Source organism: Capnocytophaga endodontalis (assembly GCF_002209445.1).
Taxonomy (GTDB): Bacteria; Bacteroidota; Bacteroidia; order Flavobacteriales; family Flavobacteriaceae; genus Capnocytophaga; species Capnocytophaga periodontitidis.
The window spans coordinates 130,504-147,270 of sequence record NZ_CP022022.1; the positions used below are offsets into that span (position 1 = coordinate 130,504).

At 40.8% G+C, this 16,767-nt stretch carries 21 protein-coding genes; 9 read left to right on the top strand and 12 right to left on the bottom strand.

Annotation, left to right across the window (positions count from 1 at the left end; translation table 11 throughout):
- Positions 1 to 85 precede the first annotated feature (85 nt).
- The 8 genes from CBG49_RS00560 (at position 86) to CBG49_RS00595 (ending at position 6,734) form a co-directional block, all read left to right on the top strand.
- Positions 86 to 808, top strand: a complete 723-nt coding sequence (locus tag CBG49_RS00560) for a metallophosphoesterase (protein WP_088592919.1) — start codon at positions 86 to 88, stop codon at positions 806 to 808.
- Positions 809 to 900: 92 nt separating this feature from the next.
- The gene (locus tag CBG49_RS00565; RefSeq protein WP_088592920.1) at positions 901 to 2,004 is read left to right on the top strand and encodes a WG repeat-containing protein; all 1,104 of its coding nucleotides are present in this window, start codon (positions 901 to 903) and stop codon (positions 2,002 to 2,004) included.
- A complete protein-coding gene (gene dut / locus CBG49_RS00570) occupies positions 2,004 to 2,441 on the top strand; it encodes a dUTP diphosphatase (RefSeq protein ID WP_088592921.1) in 438 nt (145 codons plus the stop codon). Before CBG49_RS00565 ends, dut begins: the two co-directional genes overlap by 1 nt.
- 28 nt (positions 2,442 to 2,469) lie before the next feature.
- Positions 2,470 to 3,105, top strand: coding sequence for a putative polyvalent protein kinase domain-containing protein (locus CBG49_RS00575; RefSeq protein ID WP_034555421.1), 636 nt, complete (start codon positions 2,470 to 2,472; stop codon positions 3,103 to 3,105).
- Positions 3,102 to 3,878 carry a lipoprotein insertase outer membrane protein LolB1 gene (gene lolB1 / locus CBG49_RS00580; protein WP_009412887.1) on the top strand — a complete coding sequence of 259 codons (777 nt, stop codon included), beginning with the start codon at positions 3,102 to 3,104 and terminating at the stop codon, positions 3,876 to 3,878. Before CBG49_RS00575 ends, lolB1 begins: the two co-directional genes overlap by 4 nt.
- Positions 3,879 to 3,922: 44 nt before the next feature.
- Positions 3,923 to 5,218: a murein hydrolase activator EnvC family protein gene (locus CBG49_RS00585; RefSeq protein ID WP_088592923.1), complete on the top strand. Its 1,296-nt coding sequence runs from the start codon at positions 3,923 to 3,925 to the stop codon at positions 5,216 to 5,218.
- A 3-nt stretch (positions 5,219 to 5,221) separates the two neighbouring features.
- Positions 5,222 to 6,148 carry an ABC transporter permease gene (locus CBG49_RS00590; RefSeq protein WP_167372063.1) on the top strand — a complete coding sequence of 309 codons (927 nt, stop codon included), beginning with the start codon at positions 5,222 to 5,224 and terminating at the stop codon, positions 6,146 to 6,148.
- Entirely contained in the window at positions 6,108 to 6,734 is a 627-nt protein-coding gene (locus CBG49_RS00595; protein WP_088592924.1) for an ATP-binding cassette domain-containing protein, read from the top strand. Before CBG49_RS00590 ends, CBG49_RS00595 begins: the two co-directional genes overlap by 41 nt.
- A gap of 6 nt (positions 6,735 to 6,740) precedes the next feature.
- On the opposite strand, the gene CBG49_RS00600 is transcribed toward CBG49_RS00595, so the two are convergent.
- The 11 genes from CBG49_RS00600 to CBG49_RS00645 all read right to left on the bottom strand — a co-directional run bounded on the left by CBG49_RS00600 (position 6,741) and on the right by CBG49_RS00645 (position 14,528).
- Complete coding sequence (locus CBG49_RS00600; protein WP_193433072.1) at positions 6,741 to 7,118, bottom strand: hypothetical protein; 378 nt, start codon at positions 7,116 to 7,118, stop codon at positions 6,741 to 6,743.
- Positions 7,119 to 7,147: 29 nt separating this feature from the next.
- Complete coding sequence (locus tag CBG49_RS15960) at positions 7,148 to 7,375, bottom strand: hypothetical protein (RefSeq protein ID WP_227002923.1); 228 nt, start codon at positions 7,373 to 7,375, stop codon at positions 7,148 to 7,150.
- 11 nt (positions 7,376 to 7,386) lie between these two features.
- Complete coding sequence (locus CBG49_RS15965; protein ID WP_227002924.1) at positions 7,387 to 7,797, bottom strand: hypothetical protein; 411 nt, start codon at positions 7,795 to 7,797, stop codon at positions 7,387 to 7,389.
- A 106-nt stretch (positions 7,798 to 7,903) separates the two neighbouring features.
- Positions 7,904 to 8,221 (bottom strand): type II toxin-antitoxin system RelE/ParE family toxin, encoded by a 318-nt coding sequence (locus CBG49_RS00610; protein WP_088592925.1) that lies wholly within the window; start codon positions 8,219 to 8,221, stop codon positions 7,904 to 7,906.
- Entirely contained in the window at positions 8,221 to 8,460 is a 240-nt protein-coding gene (locus CBG49_RS00615) for a hypothetical protein (RefSeq protein WP_088592926.1), read from the bottom strand. Before CBG49_RS00615 ends, CBG49_RS00610 begins: the two co-directional genes overlap by 1 nt.
- Before the next feature lie 83 nt (positions 8,461 to 8,543).
- Positions 8,544 to 11,951, bottom strand: coding sequence for an isoleucine--tRNA ligase (gene ileS / locus CBG49_RS00620; protein ID WP_088592927.1), 3,408 nt, complete (start codon positions 11,949 to 11,951; stop codon positions 8,544 to 8,546).
- A gap of 62 nt (positions 11,952 to 12,013) precedes the next feature.
- A complete protein-coding gene (locus tag CBG49_RS00625) occupies positions 12,014 to 12,487 on the bottom strand; it encodes a PIN domain-containing protein (RefSeq protein ID WP_002678387.1) in 474 nt (157 codons plus the stop codon).
- Between the two features lie 16 nt (positions 12,488 to 12,503).
- A complete protein-coding gene (locus CBG49_RS00630; RefSeq protein ID WP_088592928.1) occupies positions 12,504 to 12,767 on the bottom strand; it encodes a hypothetical protein in 264 nt (87 codons plus the stop codon).
- 164 nt (positions 12,768 to 12,931) lie between these two features.
- Entirely contained in the window at positions 12,932 to 13,552 is a 621-nt protein-coding gene (locus tag CBG49_RS00635) for a GNAT family N-acetyltransferase (RefSeq protein WP_088592929.1), read from the bottom strand.
- A 12-nt stretch (positions 13,553 to 13,564) separates the two neighbouring features.
- Positions 13,565 to 14,143, bottom strand: a complete 579-nt coding sequence (locus CBG49_RS00640) for a Crp/Fnr family transcriptional regulator (RefSeq protein WP_088592930.1) — start codon at positions 14,141 to 14,143, stop codon at positions 13,565 to 13,567.
- A 4-nt stretch (positions 14,144 to 14,147) separates the two neighbouring features.
- Positions 14,148 to 14,528, bottom strand: a complete 381-nt coding sequence (locus tag CBG49_RS00645) for a TraR/DksA family transcriptional regulator (RefSeq protein WP_002678619.1) — start codon at positions 14,526 to 14,528, stop codon at positions 14,148 to 14,150.
- A 190-nt stretch (positions 14,529 to 14,718) separates the two neighbouring features.
- On the opposite strand from CBG49_RS00645, the gene dusB reads away from it, so the two are divergent.
- The gene (gene dusB, locus CBG49_RS00650) at positions 14,719 to 15,705 is read left to right on the top strand and encodes a tRNA dihydrouridine synthase DusB (protein WP_088592931.1); all 987 of its coding nucleotides are present in this window, start codon (positions 14,719 to 14,721) and stop codon (positions 15,703 to 15,705) included.
- A gap of 62 nt (positions 15,706 to 15,767) precedes the next feature.
- Here the strand turns inward: dusB and gldB are convergent, their stop codons facing one another.
- Positions 15,768 to 16,757 carry a gliding motility lipoprotein GldB gene (gene gldB / locus CBG49_RS00655; protein ID WP_088595228.1) on the bottom strand — a complete coding sequence of 330 codons (990 nt, stop codon included), beginning with the start codon at positions 16,755 to 16,757 and terminating at the stop codon, positions 15,768 to 15,770.
- Between the last annotated feature and the right edge of the window lie 10 nt (positions 16,758 to 16,767).

Below are 16,767 nucleotides of genomic sequence, written 5' to 3' on the forward strand. Positions count from 1 at the left end.
GTTTTTAGTCCGCAAATAAAAACATTTTATCTCTAAAATCCAAATATTTTTGCTACTTTTGCCTCATCAATACCCTTTTATTACAATGAGAACTCTTGTTATTGGCGATATTCACGGCGCTCCTCGTGCCCTTATTCAAGTTTTGCAACGCGCTGATATTCAGAACGACGACTTCCTTATCTTCCTCGGCGATTACGCCGATGGCTGGAGCGAAACCCCTGAACTATTGGATTTTCTCATCGGCTATCGCCAAACACACCGCTGCCTCTTTTTGCGCGGCAACCACGATGCCTTATGCTACGATTTCCTCTTAGGGAAACCTATGGATACCCTTTGGCGCTTACACGGCGGCAAAGCTACCGAAAAAGCCTACCGCAATGTCTCTCACGAACGCCGCAACGCTCACCTCAACTTCTTAACCGAGCTTGAAAATCACTACTTAGACAGCAAAAATCGACTCTTCCTCCACGCCGGATTTACCAACCTGCGTGGCATCGCCCACGAACATTTTGAACAAATGTTCTATTGGGATAGAACCCTTTGGGAAGTCGCCCAAAGTTGTAACCTCTCCCCAACCGACCCGCATTTCCCTAACCGACTAAAACTCTATACCGAAATATACATCGGGCATACCCCCACCACCCGATTAGGCACTGATAAACCGCTTTCTTTCAACGGTGTAACCAATGTAGATACGGGGGCTGCCTTCAAAGGGCGCATCACTATTATGGATATCGACACCCGCGACTATTGGCAAAGCGACCCCGTACACACCCTCTACCCCGATGAACAAGGTCGCAATATGTAACATTTTCCACCACCAATTTACTAATTTGCTAATTTGCTAATTGACAAATTATTCGTACCTTTGCCCCCAATAATAAAGAAAAACGAAAACGAATGGAAATACCGCAAGAATTGTGGCGAAAAAACTATGAAGAATCTCAAATCCTAACCAGTGACAACCTCGCTGCTGCTAAACGCAATGGCAAATGGGGGTTCGTAAACCAAAATGGCAAAGAAATATGCCCGTTTAAATACGATGGTACCTTCCCTTTTATCAACGGAACAGCTGCTGTGAAAATAGGCAATCTTTGGGGCGTGCTCAACACTGCTGGCAAAGAAATTGTTCCTGTGTACTACGACCAAGTTTTTACTTTTTCTGAAGGGCTTATCAAAGTGAAGAAAAACGGAAAATTTGGCTTCGTAAATACCAAAGGCGAACTCACAATCCCCGTGATTTACGACGATGCCGACCGATTTTCAGCCCGTATGGCTGCCGTAAAAATCAATGGTAAAGCTGGCTTTATCAACACCAAAGGCAAAGAAGTAATTCCTTTTGTTTATGACGATGCCGATTCCTTTAGCGAAGGTCTCGCCCCTGTGAAGAAAAACAACCTTTGGGGTTTCATCAACAAGAAAAACGAACTCGTAATCCCTTATAAATACGAGGGAACTGAGGGCTTTTTCGATGGTGTAGCTAAAGTGATTCACAACAAGTATTGGGGTATTATCAACCCAAACGACGAGGTGATTATCCCTTTTGAATACAATGAAATCATAGGTTTTAACAACGGATTTACTCCCGTACTGAAAAACGATAAATGGGGCTTTGCCAATGCTCAAGGCGAACTTATTTGCGAACTAAAATACGACGAAGCCGCCGAATTTGACGACAAGGGCGAGTTTGCTGCCGTAATGATTGCTGAAAAATGGGGCTTTATCAATGCCCAAGGCGAAGAAATCGTCCCTCTGCAATATGATGAAGTGATCGAATTTTGCAACGAAATGGCTGCCGTATGTAAAGACGAGCTTTGGGGCTTTGTAAATGCAAAAGGAGAAGAAGTTTTCTCTCCTCAGTTCGACGATGTCGAAAGTTTTCAAGAAAAAGGAATGACCCTCGGCTTTATAGGTGAAGAACCTTTTATACTCTTTGAAAATGGTAAAAAATCACCTCTTTCGCAATTTGCCGAGTTCGTAAACGATATAACAACTAAAAAATAATGATTGTAAAAATTAAAAACTTATCTAATAACGAGCTTCCTTCCTATCAAACCGAAGGAGCTGCAGGGGTAGACCTCCGCGCCAATCTCCCCGATAGCAATATCACCCTGCAACCCTTAGAACGTACTCTTGTGCCTACTGGCTTATTTTTGGAAATCCCCGAAGGTTATGAAGCTCAAGTGCGCCCTCGTAGCGGAATGGCTATCAAGCACGGTATCACTGTGATCAACAGCCCTGGCACCATTGATTGCGACTACCGCGGCGAAGTGAAAGTACCCATCGTAAACCTCTCTAACGAACCCTTCACCATTGCCCACGGCGACCGCATCGCCCAAATGGTATTTGCTGCATACGCAAAAGCCTCTTTCGAAACAGTTACCAAACTTTCCAATACCGAAAGAGGAGCCGGAGGCTTTGGAAGTACTGGAGGAAATTAGCAATTTAGCAGAGTTGGAAATTAACAAATTGAAATATGAGTTACAAACTATCATTTGCGGAACGGGCAAAGTTAGCTATGGAGATACTATCCAAGCAGCCACCCGTTACCTTAGAAGAAGCAAGAGCTCAAGCTCGCCGAGTGAGGGAGCGAAGCACTTCAAAAATGAAGAAACAGCGCGCCTTATCAAATGGATAGAAACACAACACCTTTGGTATTCTGTTGATTTATCACTATTTGTATCGGAAGGTGCTGAGCAAAAAGTGTATTTGAACAATGAAAAAGAAGTACTAAAACTCAACGATGCTATTTACTACACCTCGTGGATAGATTATTTCAATAATTTATTGCTGAACAACTATTTTTTCCCTGATACAGCTTATGAATTAAAAGGTTTTCACAAAGATAACGGCACACTTTATGCAGTGGTAAAACAAGATTTTATCAAAGAAGACACCCCTACTTCATTAGAAGAAGTGAAAACTTTTATGAAACTGAATGGTTTTATAAATATCCGAAATAACGACTATCGCAATCCCGAATTAGGTATCATATTAGAAGACCTTCACGACGAAAACGTCCTCACTCGTAACGGCTCACTTTTCTTTATAGATACCGTTTTCTATATAGAACCCTCATTTTGGCAAATCGACAAAATATTATGAAAAAAATCATCTTAATCCTTACAACTATCTTATTGGTGAGTTGTAAAACCAAACAAAATTTGGTAACTCCCGCAGGAAAAGTTAGCGTTGATAAACAATCCAAAGAAATTATCAACCACCACCTAAAATCATTCCCCTCTTTCAATACCTTGAGCGGGAGTTTGCAGGTAACCTATAACGACGGTAAAAACGAACAAAGCCTGCCTCTTTCTTTCCGTATGGAAAAAGATAAAACAATATGGATTTCTGCTCCTTTAGGCATTGCCAAAGCACTCATCACCCCCGAAAAAGCCGAATATTACAACCGTTTAGACAGCTCGTACTTCAGCGGTGACTTTAGCTATATCAGTAAGTTATTAGGGGTAGAGGTAGGCTTTACCGAATTGCAAAATCTTCTGTTAGGCAATGCGCTTTACAGTCTCAGCTTTAAAGGCGAAGGCACTATCAAGCTCCTCAATGAGGACAACAATATGTATAACATCGAAGTCACTGGCGAATCACCCATAGAAGCGATTTACCGTTTTTTGCCCGATAACTACCGCGTAGGTGTTACCGAAGTGAATCATTTAGGTGGCAAACAAAAAGCTACTGCTACTTACACTTATCAACAAGTAGACAAACTCCTCTTGCCTCACACTATCAAAATAGTTGCCAGCGAAGGCGATAGCAACACCCAAATCTCTTTAGAATTCAAAGGTTTAGACCTCGATAAAAATCTCTCATTCCCCTTTAAAATCCCTTCAGGAATGAAAGAAATAACCATTAAAAATTGATACTTTGTCAAAGTCTGTAACAGTCTTGTGAATTACATCACATTATGAATATACTAAAAACAACACTCTTTTTGCTTTGCTTCCCACTGCTCCTCACAGCACAAACCAAGCAAAAAGAATTAGAACAACGCAAAAAGGCACTGCTTGAACAAATCAAGGAGATGTCGGCATTGCGCCAACAACAAAGTCAGCAACACAAAACTACCGTGCAACAAATAGAAGTCGCTAACGAGAAAATATTAGCGCGCACCCGCCTGATACAAATCAATCAGCAGCAGGCAAATCTGCTTTCTAAAGAAATCGCCGATAACGAGGAGCAAATGCGCACCCTCAAAAAAGAATTAGAATACCACAAAAGCGAATACGCCAAAATTATCAAACAGTCGTACAAAAGTAAATCCGCTCAAAACCGATTGCTCTTCTTGCTCTCATCCGAAAGTTTCTCTCAAGCCTACAAGCGTTTGGCTTATATGAAACAGTACGTGAACTACCGCAAAGAACAAGTTACCCTCATCCAAACAAAAACCGACAAGATTAAGAGCCTCAACGATACCCTCATAGCTCAACGGAATACTAAAAACCAAGTGCTTGAAGAACAACGCCAAGAACAAGCTACCTTGCAGACTGAGAAAAAGGAATTAGAAACCCTCGCTGCTAATATCCGTACGGTAGAACGCAGTTACGAAGCTCAAATACGCGAAAAACAAAAACAAGCCAACGCCATCGACCGCGAAATACAACGCCTCATCCGCTTGGCAATTATCGAGGCTAACAAACGTGAAAAAGAGCGTTTGGCAGCCCTGAACCGCGCCAAGGGTAATGCCCCTAAAACACAAACCTCACAAGGCGGAATGACCACCTCTACCCCTCCATCAGCTTCTGATGCCGAGGTATCTTTTGTCCTCACCCCCGAGTCGCGCCGTGTCGCCGATAGTTTTGAAGCCAACAAAGGCAACTTGATATGGCCTGTAGTCAAAGGGTATAAATCACAAGGTTTCGGCGTGTACTACGACCCCGTATACCCTGAATTACAACACTATAACAATGGGGTAACCATCGCCACCGAAAAAGGTGCTGAAGCCCGTTGTGTGTTTGAAGGTGAGGTATCGGCGATACAATCTATCCCTGGTAGCAACAAGGTAGTGCAAGTGCGTCACGGGAATTACATTACTATTTATTACAATCTTACCGATGTATATGTGAAGAAAGGAGATAAGGTAAAAGCTAAAGAAGCGTTAGGTAAAATCTTCACCGATAGCAATGGCAAAACCGAAATGAAGTTCTTTTTATACAAAAACACCACACGACTCAACCCCGAATTTTGGATACATAAAATGTAAGGAATGTTGCACCTCGCTCTCTACCTCGCTTATATCTACTATCGCAAACTCTTCCCCAAAGACGATTTGCTCACTATGGGATTGCTATTGGGTGTGTTATGTTATGCCTTATTAGGCTTATACCAGCATTATGAAACTTGGCACTACGCCCTTTGGAGCTTGCCCTTGAGTACTTTTGCTTATCACAACACTCGCAAAGATATATCGCTGCTAAAAGCACACTCGCATTATAGAGCAATTCTCATTGCGGAATATGTAATCGAAAGTCTGCCTTTTTTCATTCTTATGTTGTTAAAGAATGATTTCTCAACAGTTATTGGAATTCTATTATTCTTTGTATTTATAAGTTACTTACCCCAAAAAAACTTCACTCTCAAATACCCTTTCTCACTTACTGATCCCTCTTGGCATATCGCCTCCCGCAAGTATAAACTCATCATTGCCTTACCTCTCACTATAGCTCTTGTGATAATAGGACGTATATACGAGAATCCTAACGTAGCACTTTTTGCTTTAGGAGCAATGGCTTTTACCGCTTATGTCCCCTATTTTGAAAGGGAATTTAGCCCGCATATAGCAGTAGCAAATCACAAAGGAGAAATATACTTACGCGAACAACTCAAAGCAGGACTATTGAATACAATGATACTCTTTGCCCCCTTGATCATCACTTATTTTATAGGCTTTGGAACGCAGAATATAGCAATTCTACCTTTGTTTGTCGCTTTTCCTATTTTGGGGGTAATTACTAAATACACTTTTTGGGAAAACCCTTTATGGCAATTCTTTGCATTAGCAGCTATTAGTGCAGGGGCAATTTATATCATTCCGCTTATTGCGATTCCTTATTTTTATTATTTGGCTATACAAAAGATTAAAAAACTACAATATGCTGGAGATTCTCATTCAAGAAAAACACTATTCCGATAGAAAAATACTTGAAAATATACAACTTTCTATTCCAAAGAACGGACTCTATGGAGTAGTGGGGAAAAATGGTGCTGGAAAAACAACTTTCTTTAAATGTTTATCGGGTTTAACCCCTTTTAAAGGAGAAGTACGTTATTGCGAAAGGAGATTAATGCCAGAAGATATTGGTTTTTTACCTACTGAACCTTATTTGTACGAACATCTTACAGTAGCCGAGTTTTATACGTTTTTTCGTTTGTTATTAGGAATAAAACCAGAAGAGGCTATGCCTTTTGAAGTAGATAAAACACTTCTCATTCGAGAGCTTTCTACAGGAATGCGGAAGAAAGTATATTGTAATGCTGTATTACAAAAGCCTTACACCCTTTATATTTTTGATGAGCCTTTCAACGGTTTGGATATTACTTCGGTATTGCATATCAAACAGTTGTTAAACAAGTTGGCTGCTAATCACATCGTATTGATTGCTTCTCATATTTTAGAAACCTTACAGACTTGTGAAAAGATATACTTAATTCACGACAAGAGTATACAAACCTTTTTACCCTCAGAACTCAATGCCATAGAAGAAATTCTTATCAGTTAATGTGTTTTACTTAAAGTACTCTATTTTTCGCTCTACATAAAGCACAGGAATTCCTTGTTCATAAGTAATCATCTTTATCCAATTACCCTGTTTATCATTCGTATAAACGAAAGTACTAACCTTGTCAGATGATAAAGTCAAGTGCTCAATCACCCTACCATCAGCCGAAAATTTATTCCAAAAACCATTGCTTTTATTGCCGTTTATCTCAATATACTCCTCTTTCAGTTTATTGTGTTCATCATAAGTGAATTTAGAATCCCATATTATACTCCCTTCTTCCTTAAATAGCGAACCTATCAATAAGTTTTCCCCTTCATACTCATAAAAAGCGCGCACACCCACAATTAATAGTAAAACACACGAGAAATATTTCATTTTCATTACATTAGGGTTTTAAAATTTAGAAGGTACTACCTAAAAACACTATAAGTAGCTAAAATAATACTAAGTCTTTCGGTATAAGTATCAGGATATTGTTTTATAATATCATCAGCATAGGGTTCAAGATATTTCTTACCTAATTCTTCTTCTAACCAATAGATTTTCTTCTTTTTTAACCACATTTCTTTGCTAATTTGGCAGAGCTCAGCAAAATTAGGTGCTTTCTGCAAATCGCGAAACCCTTGTACAACTCTCATATAACGAGTAGCTAATATTTTAGCGGTATTAATACCTTTTGTTGCAATCTCACTCTGGGGTTGTGCATCTCATTGATTACGGCTTCTTTTAAGCAAACGGCACTGGGCAATAGATTGGTAAGTCTATTGATGTATTTGTCATAAAACCCTGAACCTAACTCAAAGTTTTCATCTAAAGGAATGCCAAAAGCTAAGGAGGTACGTTCCCAAACATCATCGTTATCACGTGGAGGCGATACGATAAGAAAACCATCTTGGCTATGTTGTTTGTACTGACCGACGTAAACATACATATAAACCAAGTGCTTGCTATCCAATTCCTTTACCCACGAACGAAGGTTATTGTAATTCATTGGTACAGCCAAAAAACCTTGCTCTTTTAAAAAACTGCTTAGGTTCTTAATATCATTAGCAAAACTCATAGAAATATTTCTTATTTGGTTATTTTATAGAGGTTTTTGATAGCTTCCTCAGTCCATCTTATTTCCATATTTTGCAGTTAATCTTTTGTGTAGTTCAGTACGACTCTTAATTAAATCTCAATTTCTTAGGATTAGTTCTATTATCCCAAAAAAGCACTATCTCAATTTCTTCTTTATCTTCAATTATTCTATAGAAAATAGAATAATTTGTAAGAATTATTAACTGTCTTATATCTTTATTGCTCCTTTTAGGAAATATTGGACACATTTTAGGGAACTCTGATAAAAGTTCAAGAGAATAAGCTACCTCCTTCTGAATCTTTTCTACATAGGATATTGTTTCTGTCTTTTCTATCCAAAAAGTAATTACCTCACTATATTGGATTTTAGCCATAGGAGTCCAATGTATAGCTAATTTTTTCATTACTTTTGATAGCTTTTTATGAGTAAGTCTATTTCTTGCATTACTTCATTATGGGGTATCAAAAGCCCATTATCTGCTTGTGTTATACCCTCATCTAATGCTTGCAAAAGAACTTCATCGTCTTGCAAAGTTACCTCCCCATAAGGGTTTTCTATTTCCACCCCTATCGTAGCAAAAAAATCTACTATTTGCTGGTACTGATGATAATCAATACTATTTTTTAATACTATGGTGTTCATTTTGCTTCTTGTTTTTAGATAATTCACTTTGCCAAAGGTTTCAGTCCTCGTGGTTCGCTCCTTTGGCAAAGTGTATCATTAGCTTACGATTTTGCAACTACTATTCTTGTTGTTACTTCGTCGAAGGCTATTTCTTCACCCTCTGGCAGACTCTCTACAAAAGTGATGCTATCAGTAAGGGTTTCGTTCTTGATATAGGCTTCGTTGGCTGTAACGGCTGCTTGCAAAGCGGGCTGCGCTTGAAGGCGTATTTGTATGCGGTCGGTGATGTCGTAATCGTTGTCCTTACGGATATTCTGAATGCGGTTCACCAGCTCACGAGCGATACCTTCTTGGCGCAGTTCAGGGGTGATGTGAATATCTAAGGCTACCAACAGACTGCCAGCGGTGGCTACCAACCAACCTTCTATATCTTGGGTGCTGATTTCTACGTCGTCCAAACTCAAAGTAACCGTTTTGTCGAGTAGTTGCAAACTGTACGTTTGTGCTTTTTCAAACTGAGCTATTTCCTGCTGACCAAATTCTTGTACCGCTGTGGCAATGGCTTTCATATCCTTGCCAAACTTAGGTCCTAAGGTCTTGAAGTTCGGTTTGATTTGTTTTACCAATATACCTGAGGCATCTTCCAAGAGTTCTATTTCCTTCACATTCACCTCGTGCTTGATGAGGTTTGCTACGGCTTCTATTTCAGCGCGCTCGGTGGCGTTGGCTATCGGTATCATTATCTTTTGCAATGGCTGACGCACCTTGATGCTTTCTTTCTTGCGCAACGATAGTACTAAGGACGAGATAGTCTGTGCTTTCTGCATCTTACTTTCCAACGATTTATCGATATAGCTTTCATCAACTACGGGGAAATCGGTGAGGTGTACACTCTCTTTGTTTTCTTTGCCAGTAACACTCACCAAGTCTTTGTATAATCTATCGGCATAGAAAGGTGCGACAGGCGCCATCAGTTTGGCGATAGTTATAAGGCAAGTGTAAAGCGTTTGGTAAGCGGCTATTTTATCGGTTTCGTATTCTCCTTTCCAAAAACGGCGACGTGACAAGCGCACATACCAATTACTGAGGTTTTCTTGTACAAAATCCGAAATAGCACGCGTAGCACGGGTAGGCTCATAATCGGCGTAGAGCGCATCTACTTCTTTGATGAGGGTATTGAGTTCCGAAAGTATCCAGCGGTCTATTTCAGGGCGTTCAGCCAGTGGTATATCGGCTTCTGCATAAGTGAAGCTGTCGGTATTGGCATAGAGTGCAAAGAATGAATAAGTATTATAGAGCGTACCGAAGAACTTACGACGCACCTCAGCTACCCCTTCCAAGTCGAATTTGAGGTTGTCCCAAGGGTTCGCGTTAGAAATCATATACCAGCGAGTGGCATCGGCACCATACTCGGCTATGGTAGTGAATGGGTCTACCGCATTGCCCAAGCGTTTCGACATCTTCTGTCCGTTCTTGTCGAGTACCAAACCGTTAGACACTACATTTTTGTATGCCACACTGTCAAAAACCGAAGTAGCAATGGCGTGAAGTGTATAGAACCAACCGCGTGTTTGGTCTACCCCCTCCGCAATAAAGTCGGCTGGGTAAGCGGTATGGTTTTCTATATAGTCCTTGTTTTCAAAAGGATAGTGCCATTGTGCATACGGCATAGACCCTGAGTCGAACCACACGTCGATAAGGTCGGTTTCGCGGTGCATTGGCTTGCCTGATGGCGATACGAGCACTATGTTATCGACGATATTTTTGTGTAAATCTACCTTGTCGTAATTGCTTTCGGAGTTGTCGCCCACTACAAAATCTTTATAAGGGTCGGCTGTCATTACGCCCGCTGCGATAGCTTTTTGTATTTCGGCTTTTAGTTCTTCTACCGAACCGATGCAGATTTCCTCTTGTTTATCGTCAGTACGCCAAATAGGTAACGGGATACCCCAATAGCGCGAACGCGAAAGGTTCCAGTCGTTAGCATTTTTGAGCCAGTTGCCAAAACGCCCTTCACCGGTAGCCTTAGGTTTCCAGTTGATGGTTTCATTGAGCTCAAACATACGGTCTTTGAAGTCAGTAACCTTTATAAACCACGAGTCGAGCGGGTAGTACAACACGGGTTTATCAGTACGCCAGCAGTGTGGATAGCTGTGTACGTATTTTTCTACTTTGAAAGCCTTGTTTTCTTCTTTGAGGAGAATCGCCAAACTCACATCCCACGATTTTTCAGGCGCTTCTCCTGCATCGTAATACTCATTTTTGATATATTTACCGGCAAAAGCCTCAGGAATATTGTGCCCTGTGATAAATTTTCCTTGTAAATCTACTAACGGAATCAAATTGCCGTGAGCGTCTTTTACAAGCATTGGTGGTACGCCGTATTCTTTGGCTACACGGGCGTCATCAGCACCAAAGGTAGGAGCGATATGTACGATACCTGTACCGTCATCGGTCGTAACAAAGTCACCTGCAATCACGCGGAAAGCCTCAGTAGGGTTTTCGGCAGGAGTGCACCAAGGAATGAGTTGCTCGTAAGCAGTACCCACAAGGTCAGCACCTTTGCATTCCCCTATAATTTGATAAGGAATTGTCTTGCTTTCAGGCGTATAAGCCGCTAAGGCTGTAGCATCGCCCTCTACGAATTTCTTGCCGAATTGTTTTGCTAAAAGCGGTTTACCGATGATGATAGTAATCGGCTCAAAAGTATATTGATTGAATGTTTTTACGAGTACATACTCAATCTCTTTGCCCACGGCAAGTGCGGTGTTAGAAGGCAATGTCCAAGGGGTAGTTGTCCAAGCGAGGATATGAATAGGTGCTGTAGGGTTACCCAAGGCTTTGGCTGCCGCTGCTGCTAACGCTTTTACTTTAAACTGTGCTACTACGGTTGTATCGCTCACATCGCGGTAGCACCCAGGTTGGTTGAGTTCGTGCGACGACAAACCTGTACCCGCCTTAGGCGAGTACGGCTGAATGGTGTAGCCTTTGTATAGCAACTGTTTGTTGTAGAGCTGTTTCAAAAGCCACCACACGCTTTCCATATATTTGGGTTTGTAGGTGATGTAAGGGTCTTCCATATCCACCCAGTAGCCTATTTTCTCGGTAAGGTCATTCCAGATATCGGTATAGCGCATCACGGCTTCCTTACAAGCCTTGTTATAGTCCTCTACGCTTATTTTCTTGCCTATATCTTCTTTGGTAATGCCGAGTTCTTTCTCTACTCCCAATTCTACGGGCAATCCGTGGGTATCCCAACCTGCTTTGCGTTTTACTTGAAATCCTTTCTGAGTTTTATAACGGCAGAAAATATCCTTAATAGAGCGCGCCATCACGTGGTGAATACCAGGTACGCCATTAGCAGATGGTGGTCCTTCAAAAAACACGAACGGAATAGCGCCCTCACGTGAGGCGATACTCTGCTCAAAGATGTTAGCGGCTTTCCAGAAAGCCAATATTTCTTCTGCTATCTTAGTAAGGTCTAAGTGTTTGTACTCGTTGAATTTCATATATCGGTTATTTTTAGTCGTTAGGTGTGAGCCACACGGGCAGTGGTTGTTTGTTTATTCTTTTAGATATTCTTTTTATATGTTTGTGCTATTACTTCTTTTGTTGAAATAAAGAAATGAGCGTACCCCTTTTGAGTAAGTCCCTCTTTCAGACGGTCATCAGAAGTCCAGATTTTATGTTTTATCTCTAAGTGTAGTGCGATAAAAGGCAAATCATTCACATCTACATCATTAACTATTTCTAGAGCTTTTGCTACATTCTCTTTCCTAACTTCGCTGTCTACATCTACTATTTTTACTCCTTTCAATAACTTTTCAAAATCATCTACTAATTTTTGTTTTATCTTCTTATATGAAAGATTACTTTTAGACTCAAGACGTTTTGCTAAATTTGGAATATGTTCATTTACTTCTTTTATAAGATAATCAGGCACTACAAATTGCAGTCTCTTCCTCTCTGTTAAAATAGTGGAGATACCTCCTTTAGGAGCTAATAAGGCACTTATAAAAATATTACTATCTGCAATAATAATCATAATTTGATTGGCATTTTTAAATATTAAAATGTTTCCTCATTCGGTCAGTCATTTTCTTATTGATTTTCCTTGAGAGGTCTAAAATAAAATCCTTGTGCTCTAAAGGAATACCATTTTCGTCCTCCTCTAATATTTCATCAGAAGCTACATACTGGGTAGGCGTTGCTAAGGCTTTTGCTTTTTTGGGTTCTTTGAACGTTACAAAATCAAAAGCTCTCAACATCTCTATAATAGCATTGGCTTGCGGACTGGTTTGCTCTATGGTTACTGTTACTGACATAGTTCGTTAATTATTAGTCGTTAGACGTTTGTTTGGCGCAAAAGTAGAAAATAATCAGGAATTTAGCAAATTTGGAGTTTTAGAGCATAAAAAAACTTTGCCAAAGCTACGAGCCTCATAGGCAAAAATTTTGGCAAAGTATGCTATTTTTTTACTATTCACTATCAACTCTTTACTTCCGCCAGCATCGTCCAAACATCTACGCCCCCTATTTTGGTTTGGTGAATTTGCTCAAAACCGTGTTTTTGGTAGAAAGATACATTTGTTTCGGTATTGGTAACCAAACTGAGTTGGCCACCTCCTTCACGTGCTACTAAAGGCAAAACGGCTTCGTCTAAAAACTTACCTCCTATATGTTTGCCTTGCCACGCGGGACTCACTACAAAACTCTCTAAATACCATCTGTTTTCAGAAGTTTGTTTTTTGGCGTACTCGCTGCTCTTGTCTAAAAATGGCAAGAAACATTGAGTAGGTTTGGCATAACGCCAAAGCGCAAAAGCTCCTGAGCGCAGGTAGTCCCAAAGGGTAATACGGGTGTGGCGCAGTGATTGCATCACAGCAACAGCTATAATTTCGCTATTTTCTTCGGCTATCAGGCAATAGCCCTTGCGGATATTGCTCATCACTTGCACATAATGCAATTTATTCAGATAGTCGATATACTTGCTATCGGTAGTAAAAAAAGAGCTGAGCACCGCGCGATACATATTGTAATTAGCAAAAGCATCGGTGAGCACAGTAGCTACTTTACGGGCATCGGCAGGAGAGGCAAGACGGTAGGTCATAGGATTTAGAGGTTAGGGAACAGGGGTTAGGAGGTTTGCTCTGATAACGCTGAGGGTTTGCTGGGTAATGCCTAACAACGAGGCGATATGCCCTAAGGGAGCGCGGAGGAGTATTTGGGGGTAGTTGTTTAACAGCCATTGGTAACGCTCTTGGGCGGTTTGGAACTTTACGAGGTACAGCCGCTCGGTGAGTGATTTGATAGCTGAGACCAAGAGCAGGCGCATCAGGCGTTCAAGTTCCTGATGTTCATTTACAACGAGTTCTACTTCCGAAAAGTTGGCTACCCACACTACACTGTCCTCTAAGGCTTCTAAACACAAAGGAGAAGATTGATTGAAATAGATGCTTTCCACTGGAAAATAAAACATCTTTTCGAGAAAAAAAATATGGGTAATATCTTTCTTTTTCTTGTAGTAAAAACAGCGCAACAAGCCTTCTTCCACATAGAACAACTCTTTTGAAGTAGTGCCCGCTTTGAGCAAAATGTTATACTTCTTTACCTCCCTGCGCTCGAATAGGTGAGCCGTTAGGGAGGTAAGGGTTGTGATGGGAATTTGAGTTTCTTGGTGTAGATACTCGGTGAGTGTCATCAGGCTATTGCATATTTTTAGCCTCGATGCTAAGGGTAGCGTGAGGCACTGCCATCAACCTGCGTTTATCGATGAGTTTACCTGTTACGCGGCAGATGCCATAAGTTTTGTTCTCAATGCGAATCAGCGCATTTTTAAGATCGCGAATAAACTTCTCTTGACGGATAGCCAAGGCAGTATTTTCTTCTTTGCTGGTTACCTTAGAACCCTCTTCAAAAGCTTTGAAAGTAGGGGCAGTGTCGTCGGTACCATTAGTAGCACTATTCATATAGGAGCTTTTGATAAGTTCCAAATCAGCTTGAGCTTTTTTGATTTTTTCTTCTATAAGTGCCTTAAATTCTTCCAATTCCTTATCGGAATAACGTACTCTGATATTTTCTTCCATAACGTAATAGGGTTTAGAGGTTTAGAAGTTAGTATATTACCTTCCAATTCCTAAATTTGGGGCGTAAAAATACAATTATTTTTTAAAGTAGCAAAATTTTAAAAGATTTTTTTTGTTTGCTAATCCCTAAATTTGCTAATTTGCTAATTACACACTACCTTTGCGCCTTTGAAAATAAATTTATTACAACGTGCCTAAAATAGGAAATATAGACTTGGGAGAATTCCCACTGCTGCTCGCTCCTATGGAAGATGTGAGCGACCCTCCTTTTCGCCGATTGTGCAAAATGCACGGCGCTGATATGCTCTACAGCGAGTTTATCTCATCGGAAGGTTTGATACGCGATGCTATTAAAAGCCGACAAAAATTAGATATTTTTGACTATGAACGCCCCGTAGGAATACAGATTTTTGGGGGTGATGAGGAGGCTATGGCGCTCTCGGCTAAAATTGTAGCTACTGTAAACCCCGATTTGGTGGATATCAACTTTGGTTGCCCAGTGAAAAAAGTGGTGAGTAAAGGAGCGGGCGCTGGAGTACTCAAGGATATCGACCTGATGGTACGCCTTACCAAAGCTGTGGTAAACAGTACCACCCTACCGGTAACAGTGAAAACGCGCTTAGGCTGGGACGAACAGAGTATCAACATAGAGGAAGTAGCTGAACGACTGCAAGATGTGGGGATTAGTGCGCTCACTATTCACGCGCGCACCCGCAGCCAGATGTACAAAGGGCACTCGGACTGGAGTTATATTGCCAAAGTGAAGAACAACCCGCGTATGCACATTCCTATTTTTGGCAATGGTGATATCGATAGCCCCGAAAAGGCTTTAGAATACCGCAATAAGTATGGTATCGATGGCATTATGATAGGGCGCGCGGCTATTGGCTATCCGTGGATTTTCAATGAAATCAAACACTATTTCGCTACTGGCGAACTTCTCCCCTCGCCTACTATTGCCGACCGTGTGGAAGCAGCTAAAAACCACTTGTTATGGTCGGTAGAATGGAAAGGCGAACGCCAAGGGGTAGTAGAAATGCGCCGCCACTATGCTAATTATTTTAAAGGAATCCCTAATTTTAAGGAACACCGACACAAATTAGTAACCTTAGACGCTTCGGAAGAGGTGGTTAAGGCTTTAGATAATGTTTTAGAGGTCTTAGGAGATAAGAGGTAATTTGTAGGAAAGCCAGTGATAGCTGGGTATGTGCTGCAAACGCCCCTATAAAAATCTCATCATTACTTATTAGGCTTGTACTGTGATTGTTTAAAGAGGGCATCGGAGTTCATTGCCAAAATCTTTACTAATGGTTCTTCTTTATGATTTTCGGCATACGCCTGAACGATGCGTAACCCCATAAATTTTGCTATTTGCCCTGGTGACTCATTATCTAATTCCAAATAGAATTTAGAGAAAGGCGCTGGGTAGAGAAAACGCGCAAGGAGCTTCTTATCAGTTTGATAAAGGAGCTCTTTTTCTATAAAATAACGCCATATTTCGGGTTCATTAGCTTCAGCCCACGCGTACTGCTGGTCGGTATATCGCAACAAGTCGGCAGTAGATTTTTTAGGAAGTAATTGTTGTTCCAAGTACAGTTTTTTTCCTTCGTAAATCATATTGTCCAGAAAAGAAAGATGTACGCCTCGAGGTACTAATTTTTCAGCAAAAGCATCGGCTACATCCACTGCTAAATATTTCTTGTCGAGCTCGGTAGAAATGTAATGTTGCATATCTTGGTAAAATGGGTGTTTGGCACCCAAGTAGTTATCACTGCCTATAAGCAGGAGGCTATCGGCATAAATCACACGCGACTCGTAGTCTACTCTACTGAGGAGGGTGATGACCTTAGGCGCTTGAAATTTAGGAAAATAGTACTTGATATGTTGGAACAAACTTTTTAGTTCTTTCTTTTCGGTTGATAAATCACCTAATTGTTTTTCTACTTCGCTATATAAGGTGTGATAATAGATATTTGCAAATTCTGGCAAATCGGGGAAAATGGGTTTGTGCTTGATTTCCACCCATTCACTATCGCTAATGCTGGGAGTGAAAAAATAAGGATATTGATGGCGTAAGGCAGGGAACTGTGCATCAGGAGTTTTTACAAATAGTGAATCCAAGCGCACCATCTCAAAGGACATTGGTATAGCAGCAATTTCCTTTTCTTTTTTGTCGCCACAGGCTACCATTAGCAGCAAAGAGGCGAAAAGGAGGAGTTTTTTTGTCATTTTCTTAGTA